The sequence below is a fragment of the Paraburkholderia sp. GAS82 genome (assembly GCF_050436285.1).
Lineage (GTDB): Bacteria > Pseudomonadota > Gammaproteobacteria > Burkholderiales > Burkholderiaceae > Paraburkholderia > Paraburkholderia phenazinium_B.
In genome coordinates, this window is sequence record NZ_JBNDLX010000007.1 from 418,738 (window position 1) to 442,847 (window position 24,110).

Sequence of the window (24,110 nt, forward strand, 5' to 3'; positions counted from 1 at the left end):
TATGCGTTAAACCGATACTCCCTTGCGCTGCCGGCATGCCCGAACTAGACCTCAACCTGATCCCCTACCTCGTTGCGATGGAGGAAACCCGCAACGTGAGCCGCGCCGCGGAGCGTCTGGGCGTCAGCCAGCCACGCGTAAGTACGGCGCTTGGCCGGCTTCGCGAGTATTTCGGCGATCAGCTTTTCGTGCGCACTTCGCGCGGCATGGAACCGACGCCGCGTGCCCTCGCGCTGATTCCCGCGGCGCGCGACGCGCTGCTGCGCATCGAGCAAGGCATGCTGGACGCGCAGGACTTCGAGCCGTCCACCACCACCCAGACATTTTCGATCGCTCTCTCCGACGTCGGCGAAATCGTCTTTCTGCCGCGTCTGCTGCAAATGTTCGCCGAACGAGCGCCACGCGCGAATCTCCGCTCGGTCTCACTGCCGCCTTCGCAAATCGAGCGCGGTCTCGAATCAGGCGACGTGGATCTGGCGGTCGGCTACTTCCCGGACCTCTCAGGGAACAACTTCTTTCAACAACGCCTCTTCACGCATCGCTTCATTTGTCTGATGCGCAGCGATCATCCGCTCGCGCGCGAACCGTTGACGCTGTCGCAGTTCATCGGATGCGGACATGCGGTCGTGCGTGCCGAAGGACGCAGTCAGGAAGTCCTCGAGCAATTCCTCGAGAAAAAACGCATCCGCCGCCGCGCGGTGCTCGAAACTTCGCATTTCATGAGCTTGCCGTTCATTCTCGCGCGCACCGACCTGATCGCCACGGTGCCGCACGCAATCGGCTTTGCGTACGTCTCGGAACATGCCTCCATCATGCTCGTCGAACCGCCGCTCGAACTGCCGCGCTTCGATCTGAAGCAGCACTGGCATCGCAAGTTTCATAACGACCCGCGTGCGAGTTGGCTGCGTAGTGTCGTCGCCGAACTCTTTAACGACGCCATGGACGAGTGGCCGAAATAGCCGGCGCATTGCGGTGCCGCGGACCAGCGCTCACGGTTATAAAGCTGCAGCCTTGCACACCGCATCGCAAAACATGGAACAATGACCGGTACCGGTCGGACCTGGTAGACGTGCGACCTCACAGGAGTGAAGGATGACCAGCAAGGCAAAGAAGACCAAACAAAGCGAAGCCCTTGGCCGCCCGACGCGTGAAGAGGCGGAAGATGCCGTACGCGTGTTGTTGCGCTGGGCCGGCGACGATCCGCAACGTGAAGGACTGCTCGATACGCCGGCGCGCGTCGTGCGCTCTTATGAAGAGTTCTTTGCGGGCTATTCGGTCGATCCGCGCGAGCTGCTCGCTCGCACCTTCTCCGAGGTGGATGGCTACGACGAGATGATCGTGCTGAAAGACATCCGCTTCGAAAGCTATTGCGAGCATCACATGGTGCCGATCATCGGTCGTGCGCATGTCGCCTATTTGCCGGGCCATCGCGTGGTGGGGATTTCGAAGCTGGCGCGGCTCGTCGATGCGTTCGCCAAGCGTCTGCAGATCCAGGAGAAGATGACTGTGCAGATCGCCGATACGCTCAATGAAGTACTGCAACCGGCCGGGGTCGGCGTGATCCTCGAAGCGGCTCATCAATGTATGTCGACACGCGGCGTGCACAAGGCCGGCGTCACGATGGTCACCTCGCGCATGCTCGGCACATTTCGCACGGATCCGTCCACGCGTCGGGAATTTCTGTCGATCGTCGGCCATCCTGGTGTCGTGGCAGTGTCGAATACCTGAGCACGCACATAGGCGCTCGCAAAGTTCCGTCGCGGGATCGGCGCTCAGACCCGCGATCAAAGCCGCAGCCAGGTACGCCGCGTCACGCTGTGCGACGCGGTGCGCGCTTCAGGTGCCCCATCGTCGCAAGCAAAACCGCGCCGAGCACACACACCACCCCGGTAAGCTGCGCACCCGTCACCGGCTCGCGTAGAAACGCCGCCGCCATCACCACGGCGCTAATAGGCACGAGCGCCGTCATGAGGCCGGCTTCCGCGCCGCTGATCCGGGCGGCCCCCGCATACCACAGCACGAACCCGCCAACCGTCGGCACCAGGGCGTAATAGACAACGCCCGCCAGCGCGGCTGCATCGAACGGCAGGCACCATGCGTGCTCAAAGGCCGCTGGTACGATTGCCACCGCGAAGCCTATTCCACTCATCAATGCGGACAGCGGCAGCGCCGCCACCGGCGTGCGCAGCTTGCGGTTAAGCAGAATGAATAGCGCTTCGCACACGATCGCGATAAACACCAGTGCATTCCCCGCTAACGAACTCGCTGCACGCGGAACACCAAGCTCGCCCAGCCGCACGGTGCACACCAGCACGCCTGATGTCGCCAGAATAATGGCGCCGACGAGCGAAGGCGCTGGACGCTCGCCGAGCGCCAGCATCGCCACGAGTGCCGACACGGCCGGAAGAGTGCCCGCAATCACGCCGGCATCCGCTGCCGAAGCGAGCTTCATGCCGCTGATCAGAAACACCGTGTAGCCGACGCTGCCCGCACCTGCCTGCGCGATCAGCAGCAACACGTCTCGCCACGCAAGGCGCGGCCAACGCACACCGCGCACGCGCATCACTAGCAGGAACACAGGAAACGCGATCGCAAAACGCAACGCAGTGGCCGAAAACGGCGGCAGCCCGGCCGCGATTGTCTTGCTGACCACGACCGTGCTGCCGACACCGATCATCGCCAGACCGCAAAACAGATAGCCGACGTAACGCGAATTCATTCTGCCGCCGTTCATGATTGAATGAGCGGCCAGCTTAGAAGTCGCGCAGCGGACGGTCTTGAACGAAATTGCAGCGTACTGCGTATTGACGCGCGCAGATCGCCGCGCGCGCCGCCGTATGCAAAAGAAAGGAGAGAACGCTGCGAACATCGGGCCATGTGGCCCTCGCGAGACGCCGAACGGATCGCTAGCGGATCGCCGCGGCGTAGTTAGCCGGCGTCACACCGAGCAAACGCACGAATGCTCGCGTCATATGACTCTGGTCCGCAAATCCCGCGGCAGCCGCCGTCTCGGCAAGCGCAGTGCCACGCGCAATCAGCTGACGAGCCAGCACAACGCGCCGCTGCATACGGTACGCATGCGGCGGCAGCCCTAGTGCTTGCGCGAAGTTGCGCAGCAACTGAAAGCGGCTCATGCCCGCCTCTGCGGCCAGCTCCGCGAGCGTAAGCTGTGCTGCGGGATCATCGTCGATGCGGGCTTTGGCGCGCGCAATCGGAGTCGCCACGTCGCGTGGCGAAACGTACCTCAATGTAGTGTGGCGCCGCGCGAGATGCCCGAGCATATGCAGCAGCGCCGTTTCGCGCGCCAGTGCATCGCCGGGGCCGGCTACCGTAACGGACACCTGGAACAACCGATCGAACAGGGCGTTCAATACAGGATCGTGAGCGACCGGCTGCGTCAATTCAATCATCTGATGCGCCGCGCCGGCTGGCCCCTGCGCTACCAGTTCACCCGCCACATCGCGCAGAAGTGCTGGCTCGAAGTAAAGCATGCGCCATGCGCGGCCACGCTCGTCCAGCGGACTGCCGTCGTGGACTTCCCCAGGGTTGACCATGATCGCGTCATTCATGCGCGCTTCCACCACACCGCGCCCGCTCGCCGAGCGGTGTCCGCCTCGCACGATCACCCCAACGCCGAAGCGGTCGTGCGAGTGTCGTGGAAATGCATGTGCCGTTTCCGCAATCGTCGCCTCTACACCGGCGATCGCGCAGCGGGGCATACAGACGCGACCGCCAGTCACGGCGAGCTCCTCCAAGCGTGGAAGAGCGTCGGCATCAACGCCCCCCGTCGTCCTTGCGATCGCCTTCGCGGATCTTGCCCTGCGAGACGCTGCTGCCCGGCGGCACGCTATGCGTCAACCAGACATTGCCGCCGATCACCGAGCCTCGCCCAATCGTCACACGTCCGAGAATCGTCGCGCCAGCGTAGATCACGACGTCATCTTCAACGACCGGATGGCGGGCATTGCCCTTGACCAGCGTGCCATCCACATCCGCCGCGAAGCTTTTCGCGCCGAGCGTCACGGCTTGATACACCCGCACGCGCTCGCCGATCACAGCGGTCTCGCCAATTACCACACCCGTGCCATGGTCAATGAAAAAACTCGGCCCGATCTGCGCGCCAGGGTGAATATCAATGCCAGTGGCCGAATGCGCGATCTCGTTGATAAAGCGTGCCAGCAGCGGCACACCGAGCCGGTGTAATGCGTGCGCGAGGCGGTGGTGCGTCATCGCCCACACGCCCGGATAGCAGAGCAGGATTTCGGTAATGTGCTGCGCAGCGGGGTCGCCCGTGAATGCGGCCTGAATGTCGCTGACCAGCAGCGCGCGGATACCAGGCAACTGCGTGCCGAATTCACGCGCCACCTCGAACGCGCGCTCGCCCAGCTCCGTCTCCGGTGTCTCGGCGTGTTCCGGCAGGAATCGCAAGGCGCGGCGAATCTGTTCGGCGAGCAGCCGCAAGGTGCTTTCGAGTGTGTGCCCAACGTAGTAGTCGACAGTCTCGTCAGTCAGGTCGGGCGCACCATAGTGCGTCGGAAAGAGCGCGGCGCGCAGGCCCGTGACGATACTGCCCACTGCCTCGCGTGAGGGCAGGTCGCGAATGCCGAGCGGGTGGCGGGTGCGGTGCAACTGCTCGCGCGACTCGCGCAGGTCTGCGACGATCTGCTCGAGGCCCCAGTTATGGGAAGGACGGTTTGACATGGTGAGGACGGCGCCCGTGCGGCGAGCACGGTTCAGAGTGAATTGTCCCCAGAGATTACCGCGTTTTGCCGCCGCTCGCGCGGCGCTGCATCCAGGCCAGCAGCGTCATATGGTGACGCTGCTGGCGTCGATCCAGCGCACCGCCCAGTCTCGCGCATGCGCGATCGCGGCGGCTTCATCGGTAAAGCGGAAATCGGTAGGGAAGAAACGGTTGGCCACCAGTTCGCCGTCGCTCGAACGGGAGATCACCACGTAAGGTTGCCAGGTTCCATCTCCTGCGCGCGCCGGCTCGCAATTCAGCAAGTAGCCGCGATGTGTGAATGCAGCATCGAAGTGCATGTGTCACCGCCCCTGATTGCCTCGTATATAGTTGGCTCGAGCAGCGCCGTCTCTCTCTGGTCACGCTGAAACGGCTCGGTAAAAACCGTCGATTTAATAACCGCGCTGACTCGTCGGATTAAGATCATACTCTGTAGAAAATACGCGCTGGTCAAAAAAAAATCAAAAGAATGTCATACGCCCGCCCTGGTGCAAGCTGAACCGTGCAGCGCTACTCAGGGAAGACCCGGAACAACTTTTGCTGCACTCACCTATGTTGTCTTCAAGGAGAAAGCATAATGAACAGCAATGTCACAGACACCACCCGTAAGCCCGGCACCGGCGGTCCGAGCAGCACAGAGTTGCACAACGACCGCACTCACGACAGCACCGTCGACACCGACGGCAAGAATCTCGAAGCTGCGCGTCTCGCGGGCCATAGCCCGATTGGACCGGACGAAGTCACAACCACCAACGCCACGCTGGTGAACAGTGTGCCGGAAGCAGGCGACGGTCTTGGCGGCTTCGACAGCCGCGTTGGCGGCAATCGCCTACTGCTCGCGTTAGAGCCGGGCTATACGGTGATCGACAAGGGCATGGTCGGGCCGCAGTCCGCCTACGATGAAGATCATCAGTTCGACGATCCGCGGCCGGTGGGGAGCCGTCAGGACCGCGGGCGCATTCATTACGCGTTGAACCATATGCGGCCTACGCGCGTCATCGAGTTGCAGCGCAGGACCAAGGAGTGACCTTTGCACCGCATGAGGTCACGAGACTCATGCGGTGCAGCGTTTACTTTCTTCCTGTTTCGCCCGGATCTGAGGGAATCCGCGTAGCGCGTACCGTTTGAATGACGACGTGGCGCTACGCGTCGCTGCATCGACACGCCGCTTCGCAAGACGATTCGAAACTGCAGGTTTAAGCACTTGCAAGCCGCACCCTCTTACTCCCGCTCCCTATCCCGTCGACAATCGAACCCACATTTAACATTCAGGGGTGGCAGATGAAAAAGATCGTCGTGATTGGCGCTACCGGCACACTCGGCCAGGCAGTGAGCGCCGAATTGAAGGCCCGCCATGAAGTAATCGAAGTGGGTGCGACGCGCGGCCAATATCGCGTCGACAGCACGGATCCCGCGAGCATCGAAAAGCTGTTCCGCGAAATCGGCAAGGTGGATGGCGTCGTCACCACCACGGGCAAGGTGCATTTCGGCCCGCTGCCGGAGATGACGATCGAACAGTTCTGGGTCGGCTTACGCGACAAGCTGATGGGACAGATCAACGTGGTGCTCGCGGCGCAGCAGTACGTCAATGACGGCGGCTCGTTTACGCTGACCAGCGGCATCCTCGCCGAGGAGCCGATCCGGGAAGGCGCGAACGCGACCACCGTTAATCTCGCGCTGGAAGGTTTTGTGCGCGGCGCGGCGATCGAATTGCCGCGCGGTATCCGCATCAACCTGGTGAGCCCGACGGTGCTGACCGAATCGATGGAAGGCTACGCGCCGTATTTCCGCGGCTTCGAACCGGTGACGGCCCAGCGCGCTGCGCAGGGGTATCTGCGCAGCGTAGAAGGCGCGCAGACGGGACGCGTGTATCGGATCGGGTCTTGACGACGCGTTAACGCGCAATGACGTGTCAGTTGCCTGGCGGCGCCAGGCAACTGACGGCGGCGGGACGCGACCAAAAACGTCCCGCCGCCACGAGCAAAACACTCAGTGAATCTCCGGCTCGCTGCCCGCTTCAGCCGCACCGTCGCGCTGCAGGAAGTCGAAGTCGCAACCCTTGTTGGCCTGCATCACGTGTACCTGATGCATCGCACCGTAACCGCGCGTAAAGCGCGGCGCTGGTTCGACCCACGCGGCCTTGCGGCGCGCCAGTTCCTCGTCCGATACCAGCACATTGAGTTTGCGTTGCGGCACGTCGAGTTCGATCATGTCGCCGTCCTGCACCAGCGCGAACGGTCCGCCGATAAACGATTCCGGCGCCACGTGCAGCACGCACGCACCGTAGCTCGTACCGCTCATCCGTGCATCGGAGATGCGCAGCATGTCGCGCACGCCCTGTTGCAGCAGCTTCTTCGGAATCGGCAACTGGCCCCACTCCGGCATGCCCGGTGCGCCTACCGGACCCGCATGCTGCAGCACGATCACACAGGTCTCGTCGATATCGAGCGCGTCATCGTCGATGCGCGCCGCCATATCGTTGTAGTCCTTGAACACCACTGCGCGGCCGGTATGCACGTGCAGCTTCGGATCGGCCGCACCCGGCTTGATGACGGCGCCATCCGGCGCGATATTGCCGCGCAGCACGGCGAGACCATTGTTCGGCAACAGGGGCGCAGCGCGGCGGCGAATCACGTCGTCGTTGAAGATCTTCGCGCCTTCGAGGTTCTCGCCGATCGTGCGGCCATTCACAGTCTTCTGCGAGCGGTCGATCAGATCGCCGAGTTCGGCCAGCATCGCCTGCAGGCCACCCGCATAGTAGAAGTCTTCCATCAGGTACGAACCGGTCGGACGGACGTTCGCCAGCACCGGCGTTTGCCGCGAGATATCGTCGTAGCGGTTGAGCGTCAGGTCGATGCCGGCGCGGCGTGCCAGCGCAATCATATGCACGATCGCATTGGTCGAACCCGAGAGCGCCAGACAGGTGGTCACGGCGTTGTCGATCGAACCCGCCGTGATGATGTCCGACGGCTTCAGGTCTTCCCACACCATCTCGACAATCCGCATGCCGGTCTTCGCCGACAACTGCGCGTGGCGCGAATCCGGCGCAGGCGTCGAAGCGAAGCCGGGCAGCGTGAAGCCCAGCGCTTCCGCTGCACTCGTCATGGTCGAGGCCGTGCCCATCGTCATACAGTGGCCCGGCGAGCGCGCGATGCCGCCTTCCACGCCCTGCCAGTCCTGCTCGGTGATCTTGCCCGCGCGCAGGTCGGCCCAGTACTTCCAGGTGTCCGAACCGGAGCCGAGCGTCACGCCGTTCCAGTTGCCGTTCAGCATCGGACCGGCCGGAAGGAAGATGGTCGGCAGATCCATCGAGATCGCGCCCATCAGCAAGGCCGGCGTGGTCTTGTCGCAGCCGCCCATAAGCACCACACCGTCTGCGGGATACGAACGCAGCGTCTCTTCCGCTTCCATCGCAAGGAAGTTGCGGTAGAGCATCGTGGTGGGCTTCTGGAACGGCTCGGAGAGCGTCTGCACCGGCAGCTCGATCGGGAAGCCACCCGCCTGCCAGATACCCCGTTTAACTTCTTCCACACGCTGCTTGAAGTGCGTGTGGCACGGGTTCATCTCGCTCCACGTGTTGAGGATCGCGATCACCGGCTTGCCTGCATATTCCTCGCGGCTATAGCCCATCTGCGAGGTACGCGAACGGTGGCCGAACGAGCGCAGGTCATTTACGCCATACCAGCGATGGCTGCGCAATTCTTCAGGGGTCTTTCTCTTGGTCACAACACTCTCCAACGACGTCTTGACTACAAAGCTCGTTAATAAAACACGCTGAGCACGCCTGCCCGAACCGCCGCGTTACCTCGCGCGGCAGTTCGTTTCGCTCAGCGCTTCTGTTCCTTCACACGTGAGACGATCTGCGTCGGACTCACGAATTGCAGCGCGATCAACACCCATACCAGCGTGATCGCCATATAGATCATCGCCATCGCATCGATCGATTGCGGCGCGCGCACCCCGGTCGAAAACACCGCGTAGTACAGCGCGACCACCAGCGTCTGCGTGCCGGGGCCAGCCGTGAAAAAGGTCAATTCGAACATGCCGATGGTGCGCACCAGCACGAGCAACCCCGCCGCCAGCATGCCGGGCACCAGCAGCGGCAGCAGCACGTAACGGAAATAGCGAAACGTATTCGCGCCGAAGATCCGCGCAGCCGCTTCGAGATTCGGGTCGATCTGCTCGATGAACGGCGTCATCACCAGAATCACGAACGGCAGCGCCGGCACGAGATTCGCGAGAATCACACCGGGCAATGTGCCGGCGAGGCCGACCTTGTACATCACCGTCGCCATTGGAATGCCATACGTGACCGGCGGCACCATCAATGGCAGCAGAAACACCAGCACTGCGAAGCGTTTGCCGGGGAACTGCACGCGTGCCAATGCATAGGCGGCCGGCACACCGAGCAGTACCGACAGGATCACCACGGCGCCAACCACTTCCACCGTGACCCACAGCACGCTCGCCAACTGGAAGTCGCTCCATGCCTGCGCGTACCAGTGCAGCGTGAAGCCTTGCGGCAACAGCGTGCCGAACCAGCGCGTGCCCACCGAGTTGACAGCCACCGTCGCGATCAGCAGCAGGACGTTGAGGAGGAAAAACACCATCGCGCCCCACACCAGCACTTTCCAGATCCGCTCGGCAAGCGGTGTGCGCTGCTTCACTGCTTTGCCCGGCTGCACGCCGCGATTGCGGCCCGCGCTATCACCGTCGGTCTGGCCGGCCTGGGTTTGCGGCTTGGCGGAGGCGGGCCAGCTTTGCGTTGCGTGATGATCGGTTGTCATCAGCCCTTCCCTCCTGTCACCGGACCGCTATAGAAGAAGCGGCGCGCACCCAGCATTCCCGCGACCACCAGCAACTGCACGAAGCCCATCACCATCGCGATGGCCGACGCAAGCGAGTAGTCGTAGTTTTCGAACGCGGCTTCGGCGGCGGCAATCGACATCACCCGCGTCGGTCCCGCCGGCGCGCCGAGCAGCACCGCCGAGGGGAACACCGAAAACGCCTGCACGAACGAGAGGCAAGCGGTCATCGTCAAACCGGGCACCAGCAGCGGCAGGTAAATGCGCAGAAACTGCTGCCACGGGCTCGCGCCGAGCGTGGCGGCGGCGCTGGCAAGCGTCGGATCGATCCCCGTCACGTACGACAGCGTCAGCAGAAACGCAAACGGAAAGCCCGACACGATCAGCGAAATCAGGACACCCCAATAATTGTGCGTGAGCCGTACTTCGTCGGTGTACAGATGCAGGCCTTGCAGCGCCTGAGGAAACCAGCCGTTCGGCCCGAAATACGTGAGCATGCCATCCGCAATCAACACCGTGCCGAGCGTGACCGGAATCACTAACAGCGTCGTGACGAGCTTCTGATACGGCGAATTGCGGCGCAACGCGAAGGCCACTGGAATCGACACGCCCACATTGATCAGCGTTGCAGGCACCGCGAGTTTCAATGTGACCAGGATGGTCGGCCACATCGACGTATCGGTGAAGAACGCGACGTAGTTCGCCCACAGGCCACCGCCGTTCATCGGCTGGAACGACAGCACCAGGCCGTAGGCAAATGGGTAGATAAACAGCGCAACGATAAAGATCAGCGCAGGCGCAACCAGCCAGCCCTTGGGATCGCGCGCAGCGACCGGCGGTGACAGCGTGCCGGCGTTCATAGCGCGTCGCCGTCGTAGACGAGTGTGCGTGAAGGCGGCACGCGCAACGTAATGCGCTCGCCCTCCGCGAAGTCACCCGCCACGCGTGCCCACAGATCGCCGAACGCCGATTTCACGCGAATCAGCGAATCGCGGCCGCCGTATTCGACGGTCGTTACCTCGACGTCAAACGCGTTCTCGGCGCCGGGCGTGCTGCGTTCCAGATCTTCAGGACGCATGGCCACATTCACCCGCTTGCTGTTGAAGCCGTGCATCGGCATACCCAATAGACGCACACCGTTCGCGTTCACCGCAACCGCTTCTCCCTGCGTGCCTTCGAGCGTGAACTCCATCACGTTGCGATAACCCATAAAACGCGCGACGTGCAGATTCTTCGGCCGTCCATACACTTCCTTCGGCGTCGCCACCTGCTGCACGACACCTTCCTTCATCACGACGATGCGGTCTGCCATCGAAAGCGCTTCGTCCTGATCATGCGTCACGTAGATCGTCGCGCGCTCGAGCTGACTATGGATGCGGCGAATCTCCGCGCGCATCTCGATGCGCAACTTCGTATCGAGATTCGACAAGGGCTCATCCATCAGCACGAGCGGCGGCTCGATCACGATGGCCCGCGCGATTGCTACGCGCTGTTGCTGGCCGCCGGACAACTGACCCGGCAGCTTGCCTTCATGCCCGACCAGTTGAACGAGCTGCAAGGCTTCGCGCGCGCGGCGCACCGCCTCGCTTCTCGCGACGCCGCGCATCTTCAGCCCGAAGCCGACGTTGTCGAGTACGCTCATGTGTGGAAACAATGCGTAGTTCTGAAACACCATGCCGAAGCCGCGCTTTTCCGGCGGCAGGACGTCGATACGGGTGTCATCGAGCCAGATGCCGCCGCCGGTGAGCGGTTGCAAGCCGGCGATGCAATTGAGCGCGGTCGACTTGCCGCACCCGGACGGCCCCAGCAACGCAATGAACTCGCCGCGCTGGATGTTCAGATCGAGGCCCTGCAACGCAGCCACAGGATGCCCTTCAGCATTCGTAAAACTGCGGCTCACCGAATCGAGACGCAACTGCTCAAAATGAGGCTTCATGGCGCTTACTCCCGTCCCATGCAAAGCGGAGGCGGGCCGTGGCCCGCGCTCCGGCTATTGGCTTTTCTGCGCGCCGATATCACGGTCCCACTTCTGGAACGCGGCGACCATCGCAGCAGCGTCCAGAGGCAGAACGTGCGGATGAGCGGCCAGCATTTGCGTATATTCCGGCCGGCCGTATTTCTTCAGGACTTCCTGGCTATGCGCCGGCGCCTGATCGACGGTCACGCCCTTGATAGCCGGTCCCGGGTAGAAGTAGCCATCGTCATAGGTCAACGCCTGCTGCGCCGGTTCCAGCATGAAGTTCATCAACTTGTAGAGCACGTCGAGCTTCTCTTTCGGTACGCCCTTCGGAATCACCATGTAGTGCGCGTCGTCGACCCACGTCATGTTGTCGAAGTTCTGCACACGGAACTCCGCCGGTACGATCCCAAGCGCACGCGGGTTGATGTCCCAGCCGGTCACCGTCACCGTCATGTCGCGAGTGCCTTCGCCGAGTTCCTTCATCACCGCCGATGTGCCGCCAGGGTAATACGGAATGCAGTCGTTCAGCTGCTTGAGGAATGCCCAGGTCTTGTCCCAGCCGTGCACCGGATCGCGCGGATCCTTGTCGCCAAGCACATACGGCAGCCCCATCAGGAACGTGCGGCCCGGGCCGGAGTTAGCCGGACGGGCGTAGATCAGCTTGTTCGGATGCGCCTTGCACCATTGCAGCAACTGATCGGGAGTCTTCGGCGGATCGGTGACCTTGGCCGGGTTGTATTCGAGCAGCGGTCCAGCCGGCATGTACGCCACTTCCAGCCCAAAGCCCTGCGCCAGGTCCTGCATCTTGCGTGGACCAGGCGCGTATTTGTCGAGCACGCCCGGGAAGGTGGCGGCCTGCTCCGGCAGCAGCTTGGTCCACAGGCTCTGTTCGATGCCTGCAGCGAGTGCGTCCGTGCCGGTCAGCACCAGATCGATATCGGAGCGGCCAGCCGCCTGCATCGCCTTGATCTTGCCGGGCAATTGCGGCGCCGGAGCGTTCGTATAGGTGATGTTCGCCACGAGGTTCGGGTACTTCGCCTTGAACGCCTCAAAGCCCTTTTGCGTCAACTGAAGATCGCCCGCTACATCGACGATATTGAGCGTGACGGGGTCTGCATAGGCCGGCGACGCGAAGGTCGCGCCCAACGCTGTTCCCACTGCCACGCAGATACTCGCTAACCTGACTGACAAGCTGCCAGAAAAAGTCATTACGTCTCCTCGCTTCTTGGTATGGAAGTCCGCCGGTCGGATTGCGGTGCCCGCGGTACGTGTCTCTCAATGCAACATAGCCAGCGCCCATTCATCACGTCAAGCAAATCGCAGGCTAAAGCGCGGGCAAGACGCCGTAGCCTGTTTCAGCAAAATCCTTTTGATGCTTAACCGCCCTTCACACCCTGCGTGTTCACGTACAGCGAATACAAACCGTGGCTCGCCGCCATGAACAGGCGATTGCGATGCACGCCGCCAAAGCAGACGTTCGCGCAACGCTCGGGCAATGCAATATGGCCGATCGCCTCGCCTTGCGGCGTGAAGATGCGCACACCATCGAGTTCGTCGGTGCCCATACCCCAGCCGCACCACAGGTTGCCGTGAATATCCACGCGGAAACCGTCCGGCGTGCCCGGGCCCGCATCGATGAGCACGCGGTTGTTCGAAAGCGTGTTGCCGCTGACGTCGAACGCGCGGATCTTGCGCGGCTCGCTACGCGACTCGACCACGTACAGAATCTTTTCATCCGGCGAGAAGGCGAGGCCGTTCGGGCCAAGCACATCGTCGATCACCATCGTCACTTCGCCGCTCTGCCCGTCCACGCGGTACACGCAGGCCGGCAATTCAGATTCCTGGTGCTCGCCTTCGTAAAACCCGTCGATGCCGAAGGTGGGATCCGTAAACCAGATCGAGCCGTCCGACTTCACGACCACATCGTTAGGCGAATTGAGGCGTTTGCCGTTGTAACGATCCGCCAGCACGGTGATCGAACCGTCGTACTCGGTACGCGTGACGCGGCGTGTCAGATGCTCGCAACCGATGAGCCGCCCTTCACGATCGCGCGTGTGACCGTTGGCGTTGTTCGACGGCTGGCGAAACGGCGTCACCGTACCGCTGTGTTCATCCCAACGCAGAATGCGGTTGTTCGGGATGTCGCTCCACAGCAGATAACGCCCGTCGCCAAACCATACCGGACCTTCCGACCAGCGCGCGCCCTGGTACAGGCATTCGACTGAAGCCGACGCAAGACGCAAGGCTTTGAAACGCGGATCGAGAATACGGACGGCGGGGTCGGGATAGCGTCGGTTTGTCTCGGTCATGCAATGTCCTTTGGATGCTTCGTTTGGTGCCTCTTGCGACGCCCTTATGGCGCTTCTTCGCACGGCGCCTCGTTCGGCGCCCGTGCGAAGCGATCGACGCTTATCCCTGCACAAGCTTGCCGTCGCGCAGGCGCCAGAGCTTGAGCGGATTATCGTCGTGCAACGCTTCGGGCAACAGTTCGGCCGGCAAGTCCTGATAGCAGACCGGGCGCAAGAAGCGCTCGATTGCGGTCGCACCCACTGAAGTCGCACGCCCGTCGGACGTAGCCGGGAACGGGCCGCCGTGAACCATCGCATGTGAAACTTCGACGCCCGTCGGAAACCCGTTCGCCAGAATCCGGCCTACCTTGCGCTCGAGTGTCGGCAACAGACGCCGCGCCAGTGCGTAATCGTCGGCTTCGAGTTGCAGGGTCGCCGTCAGCTGGCCTTCGAGATGGCCGGCCACCTTGAGCATTTCGTCGATGTCCGCACAGGTGACGATCAACGAGGTCGGCCCAAAGATTTCGTCTTCGAGTTGTGCTGTCGCGAGAAATTTCGCCGCCGTGGTTTCGAACAGGACCGGGATGGCGGCGCAAGTCGCTTCCGATGGCGTGCCCTGCGCCACGCTTTGTACGCCGCTCTGCTCCGCGCGTTGCTTGACACCGTCCTTATAGGCAGCGGCGATGCCGGCGGTCAGCATCGTCTGCTCGCTTTTCTTGGCGAGCGCCTGCGCGGTAGCGTCGATAAAGCCGCGCGTATGCGGCCCTTCGAGCACCAGCACGAGGCCCGGGTTCGTGCAGAACTGGCCCACTCCAAGCGTGACCGAATCGACCAGCGCATTCGCCAGCGCTTCGGCGCGCTTCGCCAGCGCACCGGGGAACACGAAGAACGGATTGACGCTGCTCATCTCAGCGAACACGGGAATCGGCTCGCGACGCTTCGAGGCGATGTCGACCAGCGCCAGGCCGCCGCGCCGCGAACCGGTAAAGCCCACCGACTTGATGGCCGGATGCTTGACCAGCGCCTCGCCGATTTCATTGCCCGCGCCGATGACGAGCGAGAACACGCCTTCCGGCAGACCGCTATCGGCCACGGCTTTCTGAATGGCCCGTCCGACCAGTTCAGAGGTGCCGAGGTGCGCCGGATGCGCCTTGACGACTACCGGGCAACCGGCGGCCAGCGCGGAGGCGGTATCGCCACCCGCCACGGAAAATGCGAGCGGGAAGTTGCTCGCGCCGAACACTGCAACCGGCCCGACCGGAATCTTCTGCAGACGCAAATCAGAGCGCGGCAACGGCTTACGCTCGGGCAGCGCGGAGTCGAGCGTAGCGGTTAGCCAGCGGCCTTCGCGCACGAGCGTTGCAAACAGCTTGAGCTGCCCGACCGTGCGTGCGCGCTCGCCTTCGAGGCGCGCTTTGGGCAGCGCCGATTCAACGTGAGCGCGCTCGATCAGCGCGTCGCCGAGCGCGACGATATTCTCGCCGATCGCTTCCAGAAAACGTGCGCGCGTCTCGAGCGGCGCATGACGGTAAGCGTCGAACGCCTCGGCCGCCAGCTCGCATGCGCGGTCGACATCCGCTGCGCCGCCGGCGCCGAACGCGGGTTCGATCTCCGCGTTACGCGCCGGATCGAACGCGCGCAATGTGCCTTTGGTCCCGCGTACTGCGGAACCACCCAAAAGCATGTCCCCTGTGATCTGCATCTTGCAATTCCCTTAACGTGCCGCGGAGGTTTCCGCAAATTGGCGTTCGAAAGCGAGCAGCGCCTGTGTCGCGCTGTCGATACTCGCATGATGCCCCACTGGACTCGAACTCAACAGCGGCAGCATCGGTCCCATGTCCGCGATTTTCGAGAAAGTCACGGCGTCGTGCAGCACGCGGATCAGCGAAATATCGTCGCGCAAGGTTTCGAGCGGCATGAAAGCGTCATAAAGGCGTTGGGCCTCGTCCATCTGGCCGGCCTTGATGGCACGCAGCAACGCCATGACGGCATGCGAGGCGATGCAGCCGGAGCCCGTGGTCCATGCTGCGAGACCGAATTCACGCAGATGCACCAGCGCCGGACGTTCGCCCATGCCGGACACCAGTTTAGCGGCTGGCACGCTTTCGAGCAGACGGCGCAGATACACGTCGTCGGCCGGGTTCTCACGCACGATGGCGTACTTGACCGCGATCAGCGTGCCGCTGTCGACGAGGCGCGCGAGCGTGTCGACGTCCACGTAGTTTTCGCTTTTGACGTAGAGCGTGAGCGGGATTCCCGCGGCGTCGACGATCCGCTTGAGACCGGTTTCGACGCCTTCGGAAGTGGTAAAGCCGGCGAGCGGCAGGACCATCGCCGTGCGATACGAGGTCTGCGCGAGGATGCGGGCCTGGTCGAGCATCTTGCCATAGTCGGCGCCGATGGCCGGAATCACCCGGGTGTCCGGACCCGCGCTTTCCGCGAGCATGTCGAGCAGTTCGCGGTATTCGCTCACGGCCACGTGATACAGGTTGGCGTTGCCGCCATACAGCAAGGTGCGCACGCCGCCGGCTTCGATGTGCCGGATCAGCTTCTGGTTTTCGGCGGCGTCGAGCGAATAATCGGCGCGGCGGGCCAGCGGCGGCACGGCCATCACGGTGGCGGCAAACTCGCTATCGAGGATGGGGGAGATTTTCATGGCGCCTCAGCACAGTGTCGAAGAATTGATGCCAAGGTAGCACCGGGTCCGCAAGGTTGTCAAACAACATTTGCGAGACGCTCGGAGGATGTGCTCGCGCAAGCATGCACGCGCGGTGCCGAAAGCAACCTTTCGATCCTGGTCTTCAAGCCGGCCTGTCGGTGCTGTCAGAGGTTTTTTCCTTAGGCCGGATCGGTGACTTAAATTTCGTATGACAACATTTAAACCGACGGTCGTCGCGGCCCAGTCAAGATTCGTTAGTTCACGCTGGATAAGCGTCGATGGCCAGGCGGCACCGAAATCGGCCAGGCGGAACAAACCAGAAAATGGTCAAACAGGCAGAACATAATCTTTCGCGCAGTTTTATCGCTCGAATAGGCACTCTATTTTTGGCCTTGGTTTTTATAAGTACCCGGCCATTAACCGTTGGGCGATTTGAACAGAATTCCGGCACGCCGGACAACCCATTCAACCCTGGCAGCTAAATTTTTGAAGATTATTGCCGATATCAAGTGTTTGAAACTATGATGCTGTTCCGCGCGCAAAAACCGGTCCGGGACAATTGTTAAATCGTCCGGAAATCGTTTTCAGCCGGGCTGATTTGACAATTTTTTGAGGAATCCGCAGCAGCCGGGGCATTGGTCTTACAAGCGGTAACCAGTCCGGGCAAATTTTCGCCGAGCGAAGATAGTATTGGTTTATCCGCCGCGCGGAGAGATTCTGAAAGTCCGGAATATGGGTCCGGACTTCGTTTTTCGAGCCGCTCAGTAATAAACGGTGATAGATTGCTGCCCATTATCATGCCGGTCGCGAGTTCGCGCCGGCGAAGCCCGCAGCTGGGCCGCTGTGATTGAGGAATCGAAAGTGTCGCTACATTTTACTGAGCAAATGTCGCCACTCGTGGACGCTCCGGACGAAGCAACGTGGTTCAACGCGATTACCACTATTGCAGGCGGCTGGGGTTTCGACCGGGTTCTGATTGCAATGCTGCCGCGGCCCGGCATGCGTCTGGAAGATGCATATGTGCGCAGCACCTATTCGCAAAGCTGGCGCCGCAGTTATGAAGAGCAGGGATACATGCACATCGATCCCGTCGTCAGCCACTGCCTCACCCGCGCAACGCCGCTGGTCTGGTCACCCGAACTCTTTGCCACACGGGATCAGCGGGCGCTTTACGAACTCGCCTGCTCGCACGGCCTGCGCTCCGGCGTGTCGTTACCGATTCATGGACCCAACCAGGAAGCCGGCATGCTGTGCGTCGCCAACAACTTCCACGGGACCGACACGTTCTGGACCCACATCGACGGCGTGCTGCCCAATCTCGTCCTGCTGCGCGACCTGGTAATCGACACCAGCCGCCGGCATCTCAACTCGCACGCGAAAAGTGTCCTGCCGCAATTGACGCCACGTGAACGGGAATGCCTGAACTGGACCGCGCGCGGTAAATCCACCTGGGAAATCTCACATATTCTTAGTTGCTCGGAAGCTGCAGTGAACTTCCACGTAAAGAATATCAGGGCAAAATTCGGGGTGAACTCACGGCGCGCGGCGGCCGTGATTGCCGCTCAACTCGGTCTTATTGACCCGGGCTAAGCAGCGCAGCGGCGTCGCGGCTGTAAATCACGCGTTCAGCACGCCCTAAATCGCTGTCGGAAACCGTTTTCAGGAAGTAAAGCCCCAGCAGGATTGAAACCGGCGGCGGAATTTCCGCGCCCGATTCGAACCGGCTGCCGCGCGACTGCGTCACGCCAAAGCGCGCCCAGAAACGGCGCTGGCTTTCCTTTTTCATTTTCCTGTAAGCAATGATGAGATGCCGATCCACTGCGGTGGCCGGAGTCTCTTCTGCGACGTCAACGGCCCGGTTTTGAATGGTGACGGGTGCTTTCCAGTGATTTTCGAGTAATTCCATTTTTTGAGTCTCTCAGGTGGATTAACCATTATTCGTCTGAATTTTGATGGACCCTGAAAAAGGACACACCTATCCAGGTAGGTAGGTGCAAATCCGACCCAACATGCATACCGTTTTTCACGCGTTTTTTATGCCCTACGGACGAGCCGATAAACACAGGAAATCAGGAATTATTTCCGGATAACTGATTATGGTGTTTGAAAAACGGTAAAAATGTGACTTAATTGGCGCTGCGTCTGAACGTGATATTCGAGATCCGGCGGACCACAAAAGCCGCCACCAGCGCGGCAACGCCCGTGAGCACCACGCCGATATGGATGGACTGAACCAGCACATGGCGTGCCGCTTCCACTAGCGCCGGACCCGCGAGACCCGCCCGCCCCAGCTCGCCGAGCAAGGTATCGCGCAGGCTTGGATCGATCAGGATCCGCGGGTCAGACAACTTTGGCAACCAGGTGGAGGCCACCGGTTCGCCGAGCACCTGCAACGCGTCCGCGACGCCCGTCTCGTAGCGGCGGTTGATGATCGTGGCGACGATGCTGGTACCCAGCATCCCGCCCACCATCCGGCTCGACTGCAACAACGCCGTCGTGATGCCGAAGCGCTCGCGGCCCGCGATCTCCTGGCCGAAGACGTTCAGATTGTTGAGAATGAAGCCGAGTCCGATGCCGACCGCGCCCATCGCCAGTTCGAGATAAAGATGCGGTGTGGCCGGCGTCGCCAGTGCGATCCCGACCGAAGCGATCACCAGCAGCATGAAACCGATCGACAGGATCAGCGTCGGCTTCGGCAAATGAATCACAATCCGCGTGTTGATCAGACTGCCGAGCGCGATGCAGGCGGCGATCGGCGTCGCAAGCAGTCCGGCCTCCTGCGGAGTCAGCCCAAAGCCGCCCTGCAGTAGCAACGGCGCGAAGAAAATCAGCGAAAACATCACGAAACCGGACAGCAGCGAGAGGGTGAACAGCGTCACGAGCTGGGCGTCCCTGAACAGGTCGAGCGGAATGATGGGGTGCGTCGCCCGGCGCTCGCAAACCAGCAGCGCGCCGGTGCCAAGCACGACGAACGCCGCCAGCAGCAGATTGGCCGTTGTCAGCCCCGACTTGGGCACCGCCTCGATAAACGTCTGCAGGCCGCCCAGCACGAGCGCCACCAGCACCGCCCCGCTCCAGTCGATACGCACCTCGCCGGTCACGGCACGCCGGTAATTCGGCAGATGCGCCCAGATGAAATACAGCGCAAGCGCGCCGACCGGCAGATTGACGAGGAAGGTAGAACGCCAGCCGAACTGCTGGCTCAGCCAGCCGCCGAGCGAGGGCCCCGCCGCCGTGCCGATGCCGTAAGCCGCCGCCATGATGACCTGCCAGCGCACCCGCGCGCGGGCGTCGGGGAACAGATCGGGAATCGAGGCGAACGCGGTGCCGACCATCATCCCGCCGCCTACGCCTTGCAGGCCGCGCGCCACCACGAGGAACGGCATGGTGGGCGCCACGCCGCACAGAAGCGAGGCGACCGTGAAGACGATCACCGCTGCGATCACAAAGCGCTTGCGGCCGAAATAGTCGCCAAGGCGCCCGAACACCGGCACCGTCACCACGGACGCCAGCAGGTAGGCACTCGCGATCCACGCGTAAAACTCGAAACCGCGCAACTCGGAGACGATCGACGGCAGCGCGGTGCTGACCACGGTCTGGTCGAGGGCGACCAGCATGTTGACGAGGGCGATGCCGAGCATTGCCAGCAGCGCGTCACGGAAAGGCAGGGGGCGGGGAAGATTCACTTCGGCACGACGCGGCGTAGCGCGTAAAGGAGCATGAGGGAGCCAGACACGAGGCCGGACCGTTCAAAAAAAACGGGCCGCGTTCGACGCGGCCCGCAGAGACTGGGATAACTCAGGAACCGAACATCCGCTCGAGCGCATTTTCGAGGTGCGCGCGCATCGCCCGGCCGGCCCCGGGGCCGTCCTTGCGGCGGATTGCTTCGAGCACCGCGAGATGCTCGGCCTGCACCAGCCGCTGCCGCTCGACCGTCTTCACCAGCGACAGGTTGCGCGACAGGTTCATGCTGAACACGATCTGCTCTTCGATAAAGGACATCACGGTAATGAAGAATGGATTCTTCGACGCCCGCGCAACCGCCAGGTGAAACGAGAAGTCGTCCTTCGCGCCGATCCCCTGGGTTTCGACGATGCGCTCCAGCTCGTCCCACGCGAACTGTATCGCGTCGATGTCGTCCACTTCGGCTTTTTCCGCGGCGAGTTCGGCGGCACCGCCCTCTGTGACAATGCGAAATTCGTAGCAGCGACGGATATCGGAGAGGGTTTCGAGCGGCGCAAAGCGGCGCACGTCTGGATCGGGGCGACGCGCGACCGTAGTGCCGGAGCCGTGCCGCGTCACGATGATGCCGTCGGCACGCAGACGGGCCAGCGCCTCGCGTACCGTGGGCCGCGAGGTCTCGAAGCGCTCGGCCAGCGCGTGTTCGGTGGGCAGCCGCTCGCCTTCCTTGTACTCGCCTTCGAGTATGCGATTGAGGATGTCGCCGTAGATCTTGTCGGGCAGGCCCGTCGATTTGCGCTCGTTCATCATCGATGAAGGTTTCAGCTTGTCAGAATAGGCCACAATTGTAAGGCAAACAGGGTGGATTGCCTGCTCAAAGATTGGTTAGGTGGACTGCACGCCCGCCGCAAAGGCTCACCGGACGGCGTTCCGCCTATATGACCCTACCTGCGGAAATTTGCCAAGTGTTTGATTTACATCCCGACAAAAAAACACAATCCCGCACATGATCTAAGCTGAAACCGGCAATCAGGCGGCAACAGGCGCAGCCGGTCCCGAACCCTTTCCACGCGGAGTCCAACATGTACAAACGTATCCTCGTAGCGGTCGACGGCAGCAATACCTCGCGCCGCGCATTTGAATCTGCGCTGAACCTGGCGGGTTCCATGGGCGCGGTACTCCAGCCGTTCTACGTCGTCGAAAACACGCCAATGTATTTCGAGGCGCCCGGCTATGACCCGTCTATCCTGCGTAACCGGCTGATCGAACAGGGCAAGGAACTGGGCGCAGAATTTACCCAGGCGATGCGCGAAAAAGGCGTTTCCGGCGAGGTGGCGGTCGCCGAGGCCACGGCGGTCGACGATGTCGCCACCGTGGTGCTGAAGGCCGCCGCCGCGTTCAACGCCGATCTGCTCGTCATGGGCACGCACGGGCGCCGGGGCGTCCAGCGGCTGTTCCTCGGCAGCGTTGCCGAACGCTGCGTGCGTCAGGCTGCGCTACCTGTGCTGCTGGTGCCTTCGGCGGCAGGACAGGAGCACGACGCCGCATCGGCTTGACGCGTCATTTTGCCGCGAAACGGTGGATAACCACGGTGGGACAATGGATTAATTCCCTTACAAACGGTCGTACACCATGCTTACGCCCACCGCCGTAGTTCGGCCTCCAGCCCGTCGCCGCCGCCCCTCCACCAGCCTGCCGGTACCCCGCAGCATCGCGCGCTGCTCGAACTGCGCGATGCGGCCGCTCTGCATGCCGCAAGGTCTCTCCCCGGACGAACTGCCGAAGCTCGAAGCGCTCATCTGCAGCGCGCGCCCGGTCCAGCGCGGCGAGACGCTATACCGCTCCGGCGACGCGTTCGGCAATCTGTATGCGGTGCGCTCCGGCTCGCTGAAAACCACCCTGGCTTATCGCGACGGCCGCGAGCAGGTCACGGGCTTGCGCCTTGCCGGCGAGGCACTCGGCTTCGACGGCATCAGCGAAGACCGGCACGCCTGCAGCGCAACCGCGCTGGAAGACAGCACCGTCTGCATCATTCCGTACGTCAAGCTCAAGCGTCTGTGCCGCGACATCGGCTCCATGCAGGAGCGTCTGCACAAGCTGATGGGCGAGCAGATCGTCCGCGAGGCCGCGCAAATGATGGTGCTCGGCTCGCTGTCCGCCGACGAACGGGTTGCCGCGTTCCTGCTCGATGTATCGGAACGCAACGCAAAACGCGGATATTCGTCCGCGGAATTCAACCTGCGCATGACGCGCGAGGACATGGGCAGCTATCTCGGCACCACGCTGGAAACCGTGAGCCGCACCCTGTCAAGATTTCAAAAGCGCGGCCTGATCGACACGCAAGGCAAGTTCATCCGTATCGTCGATCTGGACGGACTGCGGCACGTGTAAGCCGTGAGGCGTCACACGGCGCGGCCCCGCGCGCCGCGCCTGTCCCCGGACGCTTCAGTTCCACCACCATCCGCCTCCCCTGTGGCTCCGCCTTGGCACGTCTCCTGCGACTGCGGTACAGTCTTCAAACTGTCCCCCATCCAGGAGACCCGGCGACATGAATCGTGACCCCACCCCGCATCATCCGCTAGTCCAGCGCCTGATCGACGCGCGTCAGATCACAGACGCCCTCTTCTCCATCGTCAAACCCGAGTACCTGTACGAACGGCCGATCCGCGAGCGTCACCGGGTCGTGTTCTACATCGGCCATCTCGAGGCGTTCGACCGGAATCTGTTCGATCAGCGTCTGTGCACGTTGCCCGCTTTCAATGCTTCGCTCGACCAGTTGTTTGCCTTCGGCATCGACCCGGTCGACGGCGGCCTGCCGACCGACGTGCCCGACGACTGGCCGTCGCTGGAGGCCGTGCACGGCTACGGCCAGCAGGCACGCGAACAGATCGACCGTGAACTGGCGGCCTTGAACATCGACGGCGACCCCGAGGCGGATGACGCCCAGGATGCCACGGCCGCGCAGTTGCTGAACGTGGCCATCGAGCACCGTCTGATGCATGCCGAGACGCTCGCCTACATGCTGCATCAGTTGCCGCTTGCGTGGAAGGTAGGCGCACCTGGCCGCGAAGACGGCCAGGCGGCGACGAGTTCCGAGCGTCGCACCTTCGGGCCGGAAGAAGCGGCCATGGTCCAGGTGCCGGCTGGTTCGACGCTGCTCGGCATGCCGCGCGACAGCGGCCGCTTCGGCTGGGACAACGAGTTCGGAGAACTGCGCGTCGACGTGCCCACCTTCGAGATTGACCGCTACATGGTGACGAACGGCGCCTTCCGCGAGTTCCTGCTTGCCGGTGGATACCACCAGCGGGCCTGGTGGAAAGACAAGGACTGGGTCTGGAAGGAGAGCGAGGGCATCAGCCACCCCGCCGGCTGGTCGCAACGCGACGGTGACGGCGAGTGGATGCTGCGCACCATGTTCGAAGAGATCCCCTTGCCGCTCGACTGGCCGGTCTACGTCAGCCACGCGGAAGCCAGTGCGTACGCCCGCTGGGCCGGCAAAGCATTGCCAACCGAAGCGCAGTGGCAGCGCGCCGCGCACGGCGCCCCGCACGCAGCATCAGGCAACTTCGATTTTCGCAGCTGGGATCCGCAGGCCGTGGATGCGCATCCCGACAACATCAGCGCATTCGGGGTGGAAGGTCAGTTCGGCAACGGCTGGGAATGGACCTCGACGTTGTTCGATGCGTTGCCGGGGTTCGAGCCGTTTCCGTTCTACCTGGGATACTCAGCGAATTTCTTCGATGGGCAGCATTACGTATTGAAGGGTGGTTCGCCACGCACCGCGCAATGCATGTTGAGACCCGCGTTTCGAAACTGGTTTCAAGCGCATTATCAGTATGTGTATGCGGGGTTTCGGTGTGTGCGCGGGTGACAAACAAAGCGTAAGTTGATCGTCAAAACAGCCTTATGCTTTATTGCAAATACTGGCCGACTTATGCTTTATTTTCCCCACCCAAAGCGAATATGGAGGCGAGCA

23 protein-coding genes are annotated in these 24,110 nt (G+C 62.2%); 8 read left to right on the top strand and 15 right to left on the bottom strand.

What is annotated here, in order from left to right; genetic code table 11:
• The first annotated feature begins 35 nt into the window (after positions 1-35).
• Together P3T17_RS23700 and folE are read left to right on the top strand one after the other, a co-directional pair.
• Positions 36-959 carry a LysR family transcriptional regulator gene (locus tag P3T17_RS23700; protein WP_429409131.1) on the top strand — a complete coding sequence of 308 codons (924 nt, stop codon included), beginning with the start codon at positions 36-38 and terminating at the stop codon, positions 957-959.
• Positions 960-1,092: 133 nt separating this feature from the next.
• Positions 1,093-1,728, top strand: a complete 636-nt coding sequence (gene folE, locus P3T17_RS23705; RefSeq protein WP_074267648.1) for a GTP cyclohydrolase I FolE — start codon at positions 1,093-1,095, stop codon at positions 1,726-1,728.
• A gap of 82 nt (positions 1,729-1,810) precedes the next feature.
• Here folE and P3T17_RS23710 read toward each other — a convergent pair whose 3' ends face one another.
• The 4 genes from P3T17_RS23710 to P3T17_RS23725 form a co-directional block, all read right to left on the bottom strand.
• Positions 1,811-2,719: a DMT family transporter gene (locus P3T17_RS23710; RefSeq protein ID WP_429409132.1), complete on the bottom strand. Its 909-nt coding sequence runs from the start codon at positions 2,717-2,719 to the stop codon at positions 1,811-1,813.
• A 187-nt stretch (positions 2,720-2,906) separates the two neighbouring features.
• Complete coding sequence (locus P3T17_RS23715; protein ID WP_429409150.1) at positions 2,907-3,719, bottom strand: AraC family transcriptional regulator; 813 nt, start codon at positions 3,717-3,719, stop codon at positions 2,907-2,909.
• Between the two features lie 55 nt (positions 3,720-3,774).
• Positions 3,775-4,701: a serine O-acetyltransferase EpsC gene (gene epsC / locus P3T17_RS23720; RefSeq protein WP_074267646.1), complete on the bottom strand. Its 927-nt coding sequence runs from the start codon at positions 4,699-4,701 to the stop codon at positions 3,775-3,777.
• A gap of 105 nt (positions 4,702-4,806) precedes the next feature.
• The gene (locus P3T17_RS23725) at positions 4,807-5,040 is read right to left on the bottom strand and encodes a hypothetical protein (RefSeq protein ID WP_074267645.1); all 234 of its coding nucleotides are present in this window, start codon (positions 5,038-5,040) and stop codon (positions 4,807-4,809) included.
• A gap of 278 nt (positions 5,041-5,318) precedes the next feature.
• Between P3T17_RS23725 and P3T17_RS23730 the strand changes: the two genes are divergently transcribed.
• Together P3T17_RS23730 and P3T17_RS23735 are read left to right on the top strand one after the other, a co-directional pair.
• Complete coding sequence (locus P3T17_RS23730) at positions 5,319-5,768, top strand: DUF3005 domain-containing protein (RefSeq protein WP_074267644.1); 450 nt, start codon at positions 5,319-5,321, stop codon at positions 5,766-5,768.
• A 254-nt stretch (positions 5,769-6,022) separates the two neighbouring features.
• The gene (locus P3T17_RS23735) at positions 6,023-6,628 is read left to right on the top strand and encodes a short chain dehydrogenase (protein WP_429409133.1); all 606 of its coding nucleotides are present in this window, start codon (positions 6,023-6,025) and stop codon (positions 6,626-6,628) included.
• Between the two features lie 102 nt (positions 6,629-6,730).
• On the opposite strand, the gene araD is transcribed toward P3T17_RS23735, so the two are convergent.
• The 8 genes from araD to P3T17_RS23775 form a co-directional block, all read right to left on the bottom strand.
• A complete protein-coding gene (gene araD / locus P3T17_RS23740; protein WP_429288100.1) occupies positions 6,731-8,467 on the bottom strand; it encodes an L-arabinonate dehydratase in 1,737 nt (578 codons plus the stop codon).
• Between the two features lie 101 nt (positions 8,468-8,568).
• Positions 8,569-9,528 (bottom strand): ABC transporter permease, encoded by a 960-nt coding sequence (locus P3T17_RS23745; RefSeq protein ID WP_429409134.1) that lies wholly within the window; start codon positions 9,526-9,528, stop codon positions 8,569-8,571.
• A complete protein-coding gene (locus P3T17_RS23750) occupies positions 9,528-10,406 on the bottom strand; it encodes an ABC transporter permease (protein ID WP_429409135.1) in 879 nt (292 codons plus the stop codon). The genes P3T17_RS23745 and P3T17_RS23750 overlap by 1 nt, the downstream gene beginning before the upstream one ends.
• Positions 10,403-11,482: an ABC transporter ATP-binding protein gene (locus tag P3T17_RS23755; RefSeq protein WP_429288102.1), complete on the bottom strand. Its 1,080-nt coding sequence runs from the start codon at positions 11,480-11,482 to the stop codon at positions 10,403-10,405. Before P3T17_RS23755 ends, P3T17_RS23750 begins: the two co-directional genes overlap by 4 nt.
• A 54-nt stretch (positions 11,483-11,536) precedes the next feature.
• Positions 11,537-12,715 carry an extracellular solute-binding protein gene (locus P3T17_RS23760; RefSeq protein WP_074267638.1) on the bottom strand — a complete coding sequence of 393 codons (1,179 nt, stop codon included), beginning with the start codon at positions 12,713-12,715 and terminating at the stop codon, positions 11,537-11,539.
• A gap of 167 nt (positions 12,716-12,882) precedes the next feature.
• Positions 12,883-13,815 (bottom strand): SMP-30/gluconolactonase/LRE family protein, encoded by a 933-nt coding sequence (locus P3T17_RS23765; protein ID WP_429409136.1) that lies wholly within the window; start codon positions 13,813-13,815, stop codon positions 12,883-12,885.
• A gap of 100 nt (positions 13,816-13,915) precedes the next feature.
• Positions 13,916-15,496: an aldehyde dehydrogenase (NADP(+)) gene (locus P3T17_RS23770; protein WP_429409137.1), complete on the bottom strand. Its 1,581-nt coding sequence runs from the start codon at positions 15,494-15,496 to the stop codon at positions 13,916-13,918.
• Between the two features lie 12 nt (positions 15,497-15,508).
• Complete coding sequence (locus P3T17_RS23775; RefSeq protein WP_429288105.1) at positions 15,509-16,450, bottom strand: dihydrodipicolinate synthase family protein; 942 nt, start codon at positions 16,448-16,450, stop codon at positions 15,509-15,511.
• 888 nt (positions 16,451-17,338) lie between these two features.
• On the opposite strand from P3T17_RS23775, the gene P3T17_RS23780 reads away from it, so the two are divergent.
• Positions 17,339-18,043, top strand: coding sequence for a helix-turn-helix transcriptional regulator (locus tag P3T17_RS23780; RefSeq protein ID WP_074267634.1), 705 nt, complete (start codon positions 17,339-17,341; stop codon positions 18,041-18,043).
• Here P3T17_RS23780 and P3T17_RS23785 read toward each other — a convergent pair.
• The 3 genes from P3T17_RS23785 to P3T17_RS23795 form a co-directional block, all read right to left on the bottom strand.
• Positions 18,027-18,359, bottom strand: a complete 333-nt coding sequence (locus P3T17_RS23785) for a hypothetical protein (RefSeq protein ID WP_074267633.1) — start codon at positions 18,357-18,359, stop codon at positions 18,027-18,029. The two genes, P3T17_RS23780 and P3T17_RS23785, sit on opposite strands and share 17 nt — an antisense overlap.
• 220 nt (positions 18,360-18,579) lie before the next feature.
• A complete protein-coding gene (locus P3T17_RS23790; protein WP_074267632.1) occupies positions 18,580-20,094 on the bottom strand; it encodes an MFS transporter in 1,515 nt (504 codons plus the stop codon).
• Positions 20,095-20,251: 157 nt separating this feature from the next.
• Entirely contained in the window at positions 20,252-20,941 is a 690-nt protein-coding gene (locus P3T17_RS23795) for a FadR/GntR family transcriptional regulator (RefSeq protein WP_074269329.1), read from the bottom strand.
• 275 nt (positions 20,942-21,216) lie between these two features.
• On the opposite strand from P3T17_RS23795, the gene P3T17_RS23800 reads away from it, so the two are divergent.
• The 3 genes from P3T17_RS23800 (at position 21,217) to P3T17_RS23810 (ending at position 24,005) form a co-directional block, all read left to right on the top strand.
• Positions 21,217-21,690, top strand: a complete 474-nt coding sequence (locus P3T17_RS23800) for a universal stress protein (protein WP_074267631.1) — start codon at positions 21,217-21,219, stop codon at positions 21,688-21,690.
• 76 nt (positions 21,691-21,766) lie between these two features.
• Positions 21,767-22,525 (top strand): fumarate/nitrate reduction transcriptional regulator Fnr, encoded by a 759-nt coding sequence (gene fnr, locus P3T17_RS23805; protein ID WP_074267630.1) that lies wholly within the window; start codon positions 21,767-21,769, stop codon positions 22,523-22,525.
• 157 nt (positions 22,526-22,682) lie between these two features.
• Positions 22,683-24,005: an SUMF1/EgtB/PvdO family nonheme iron enzyme gene (locus P3T17_RS23810; protein WP_429409138.1), complete on the top strand. Its 1,323-nt coding sequence runs from the start codon at positions 22,683-22,685 to the stop codon at positions 24,003-24,005.
• The last annotated feature ends 105 nt before the right edge of the window (positions 24,006-24,110 follow it).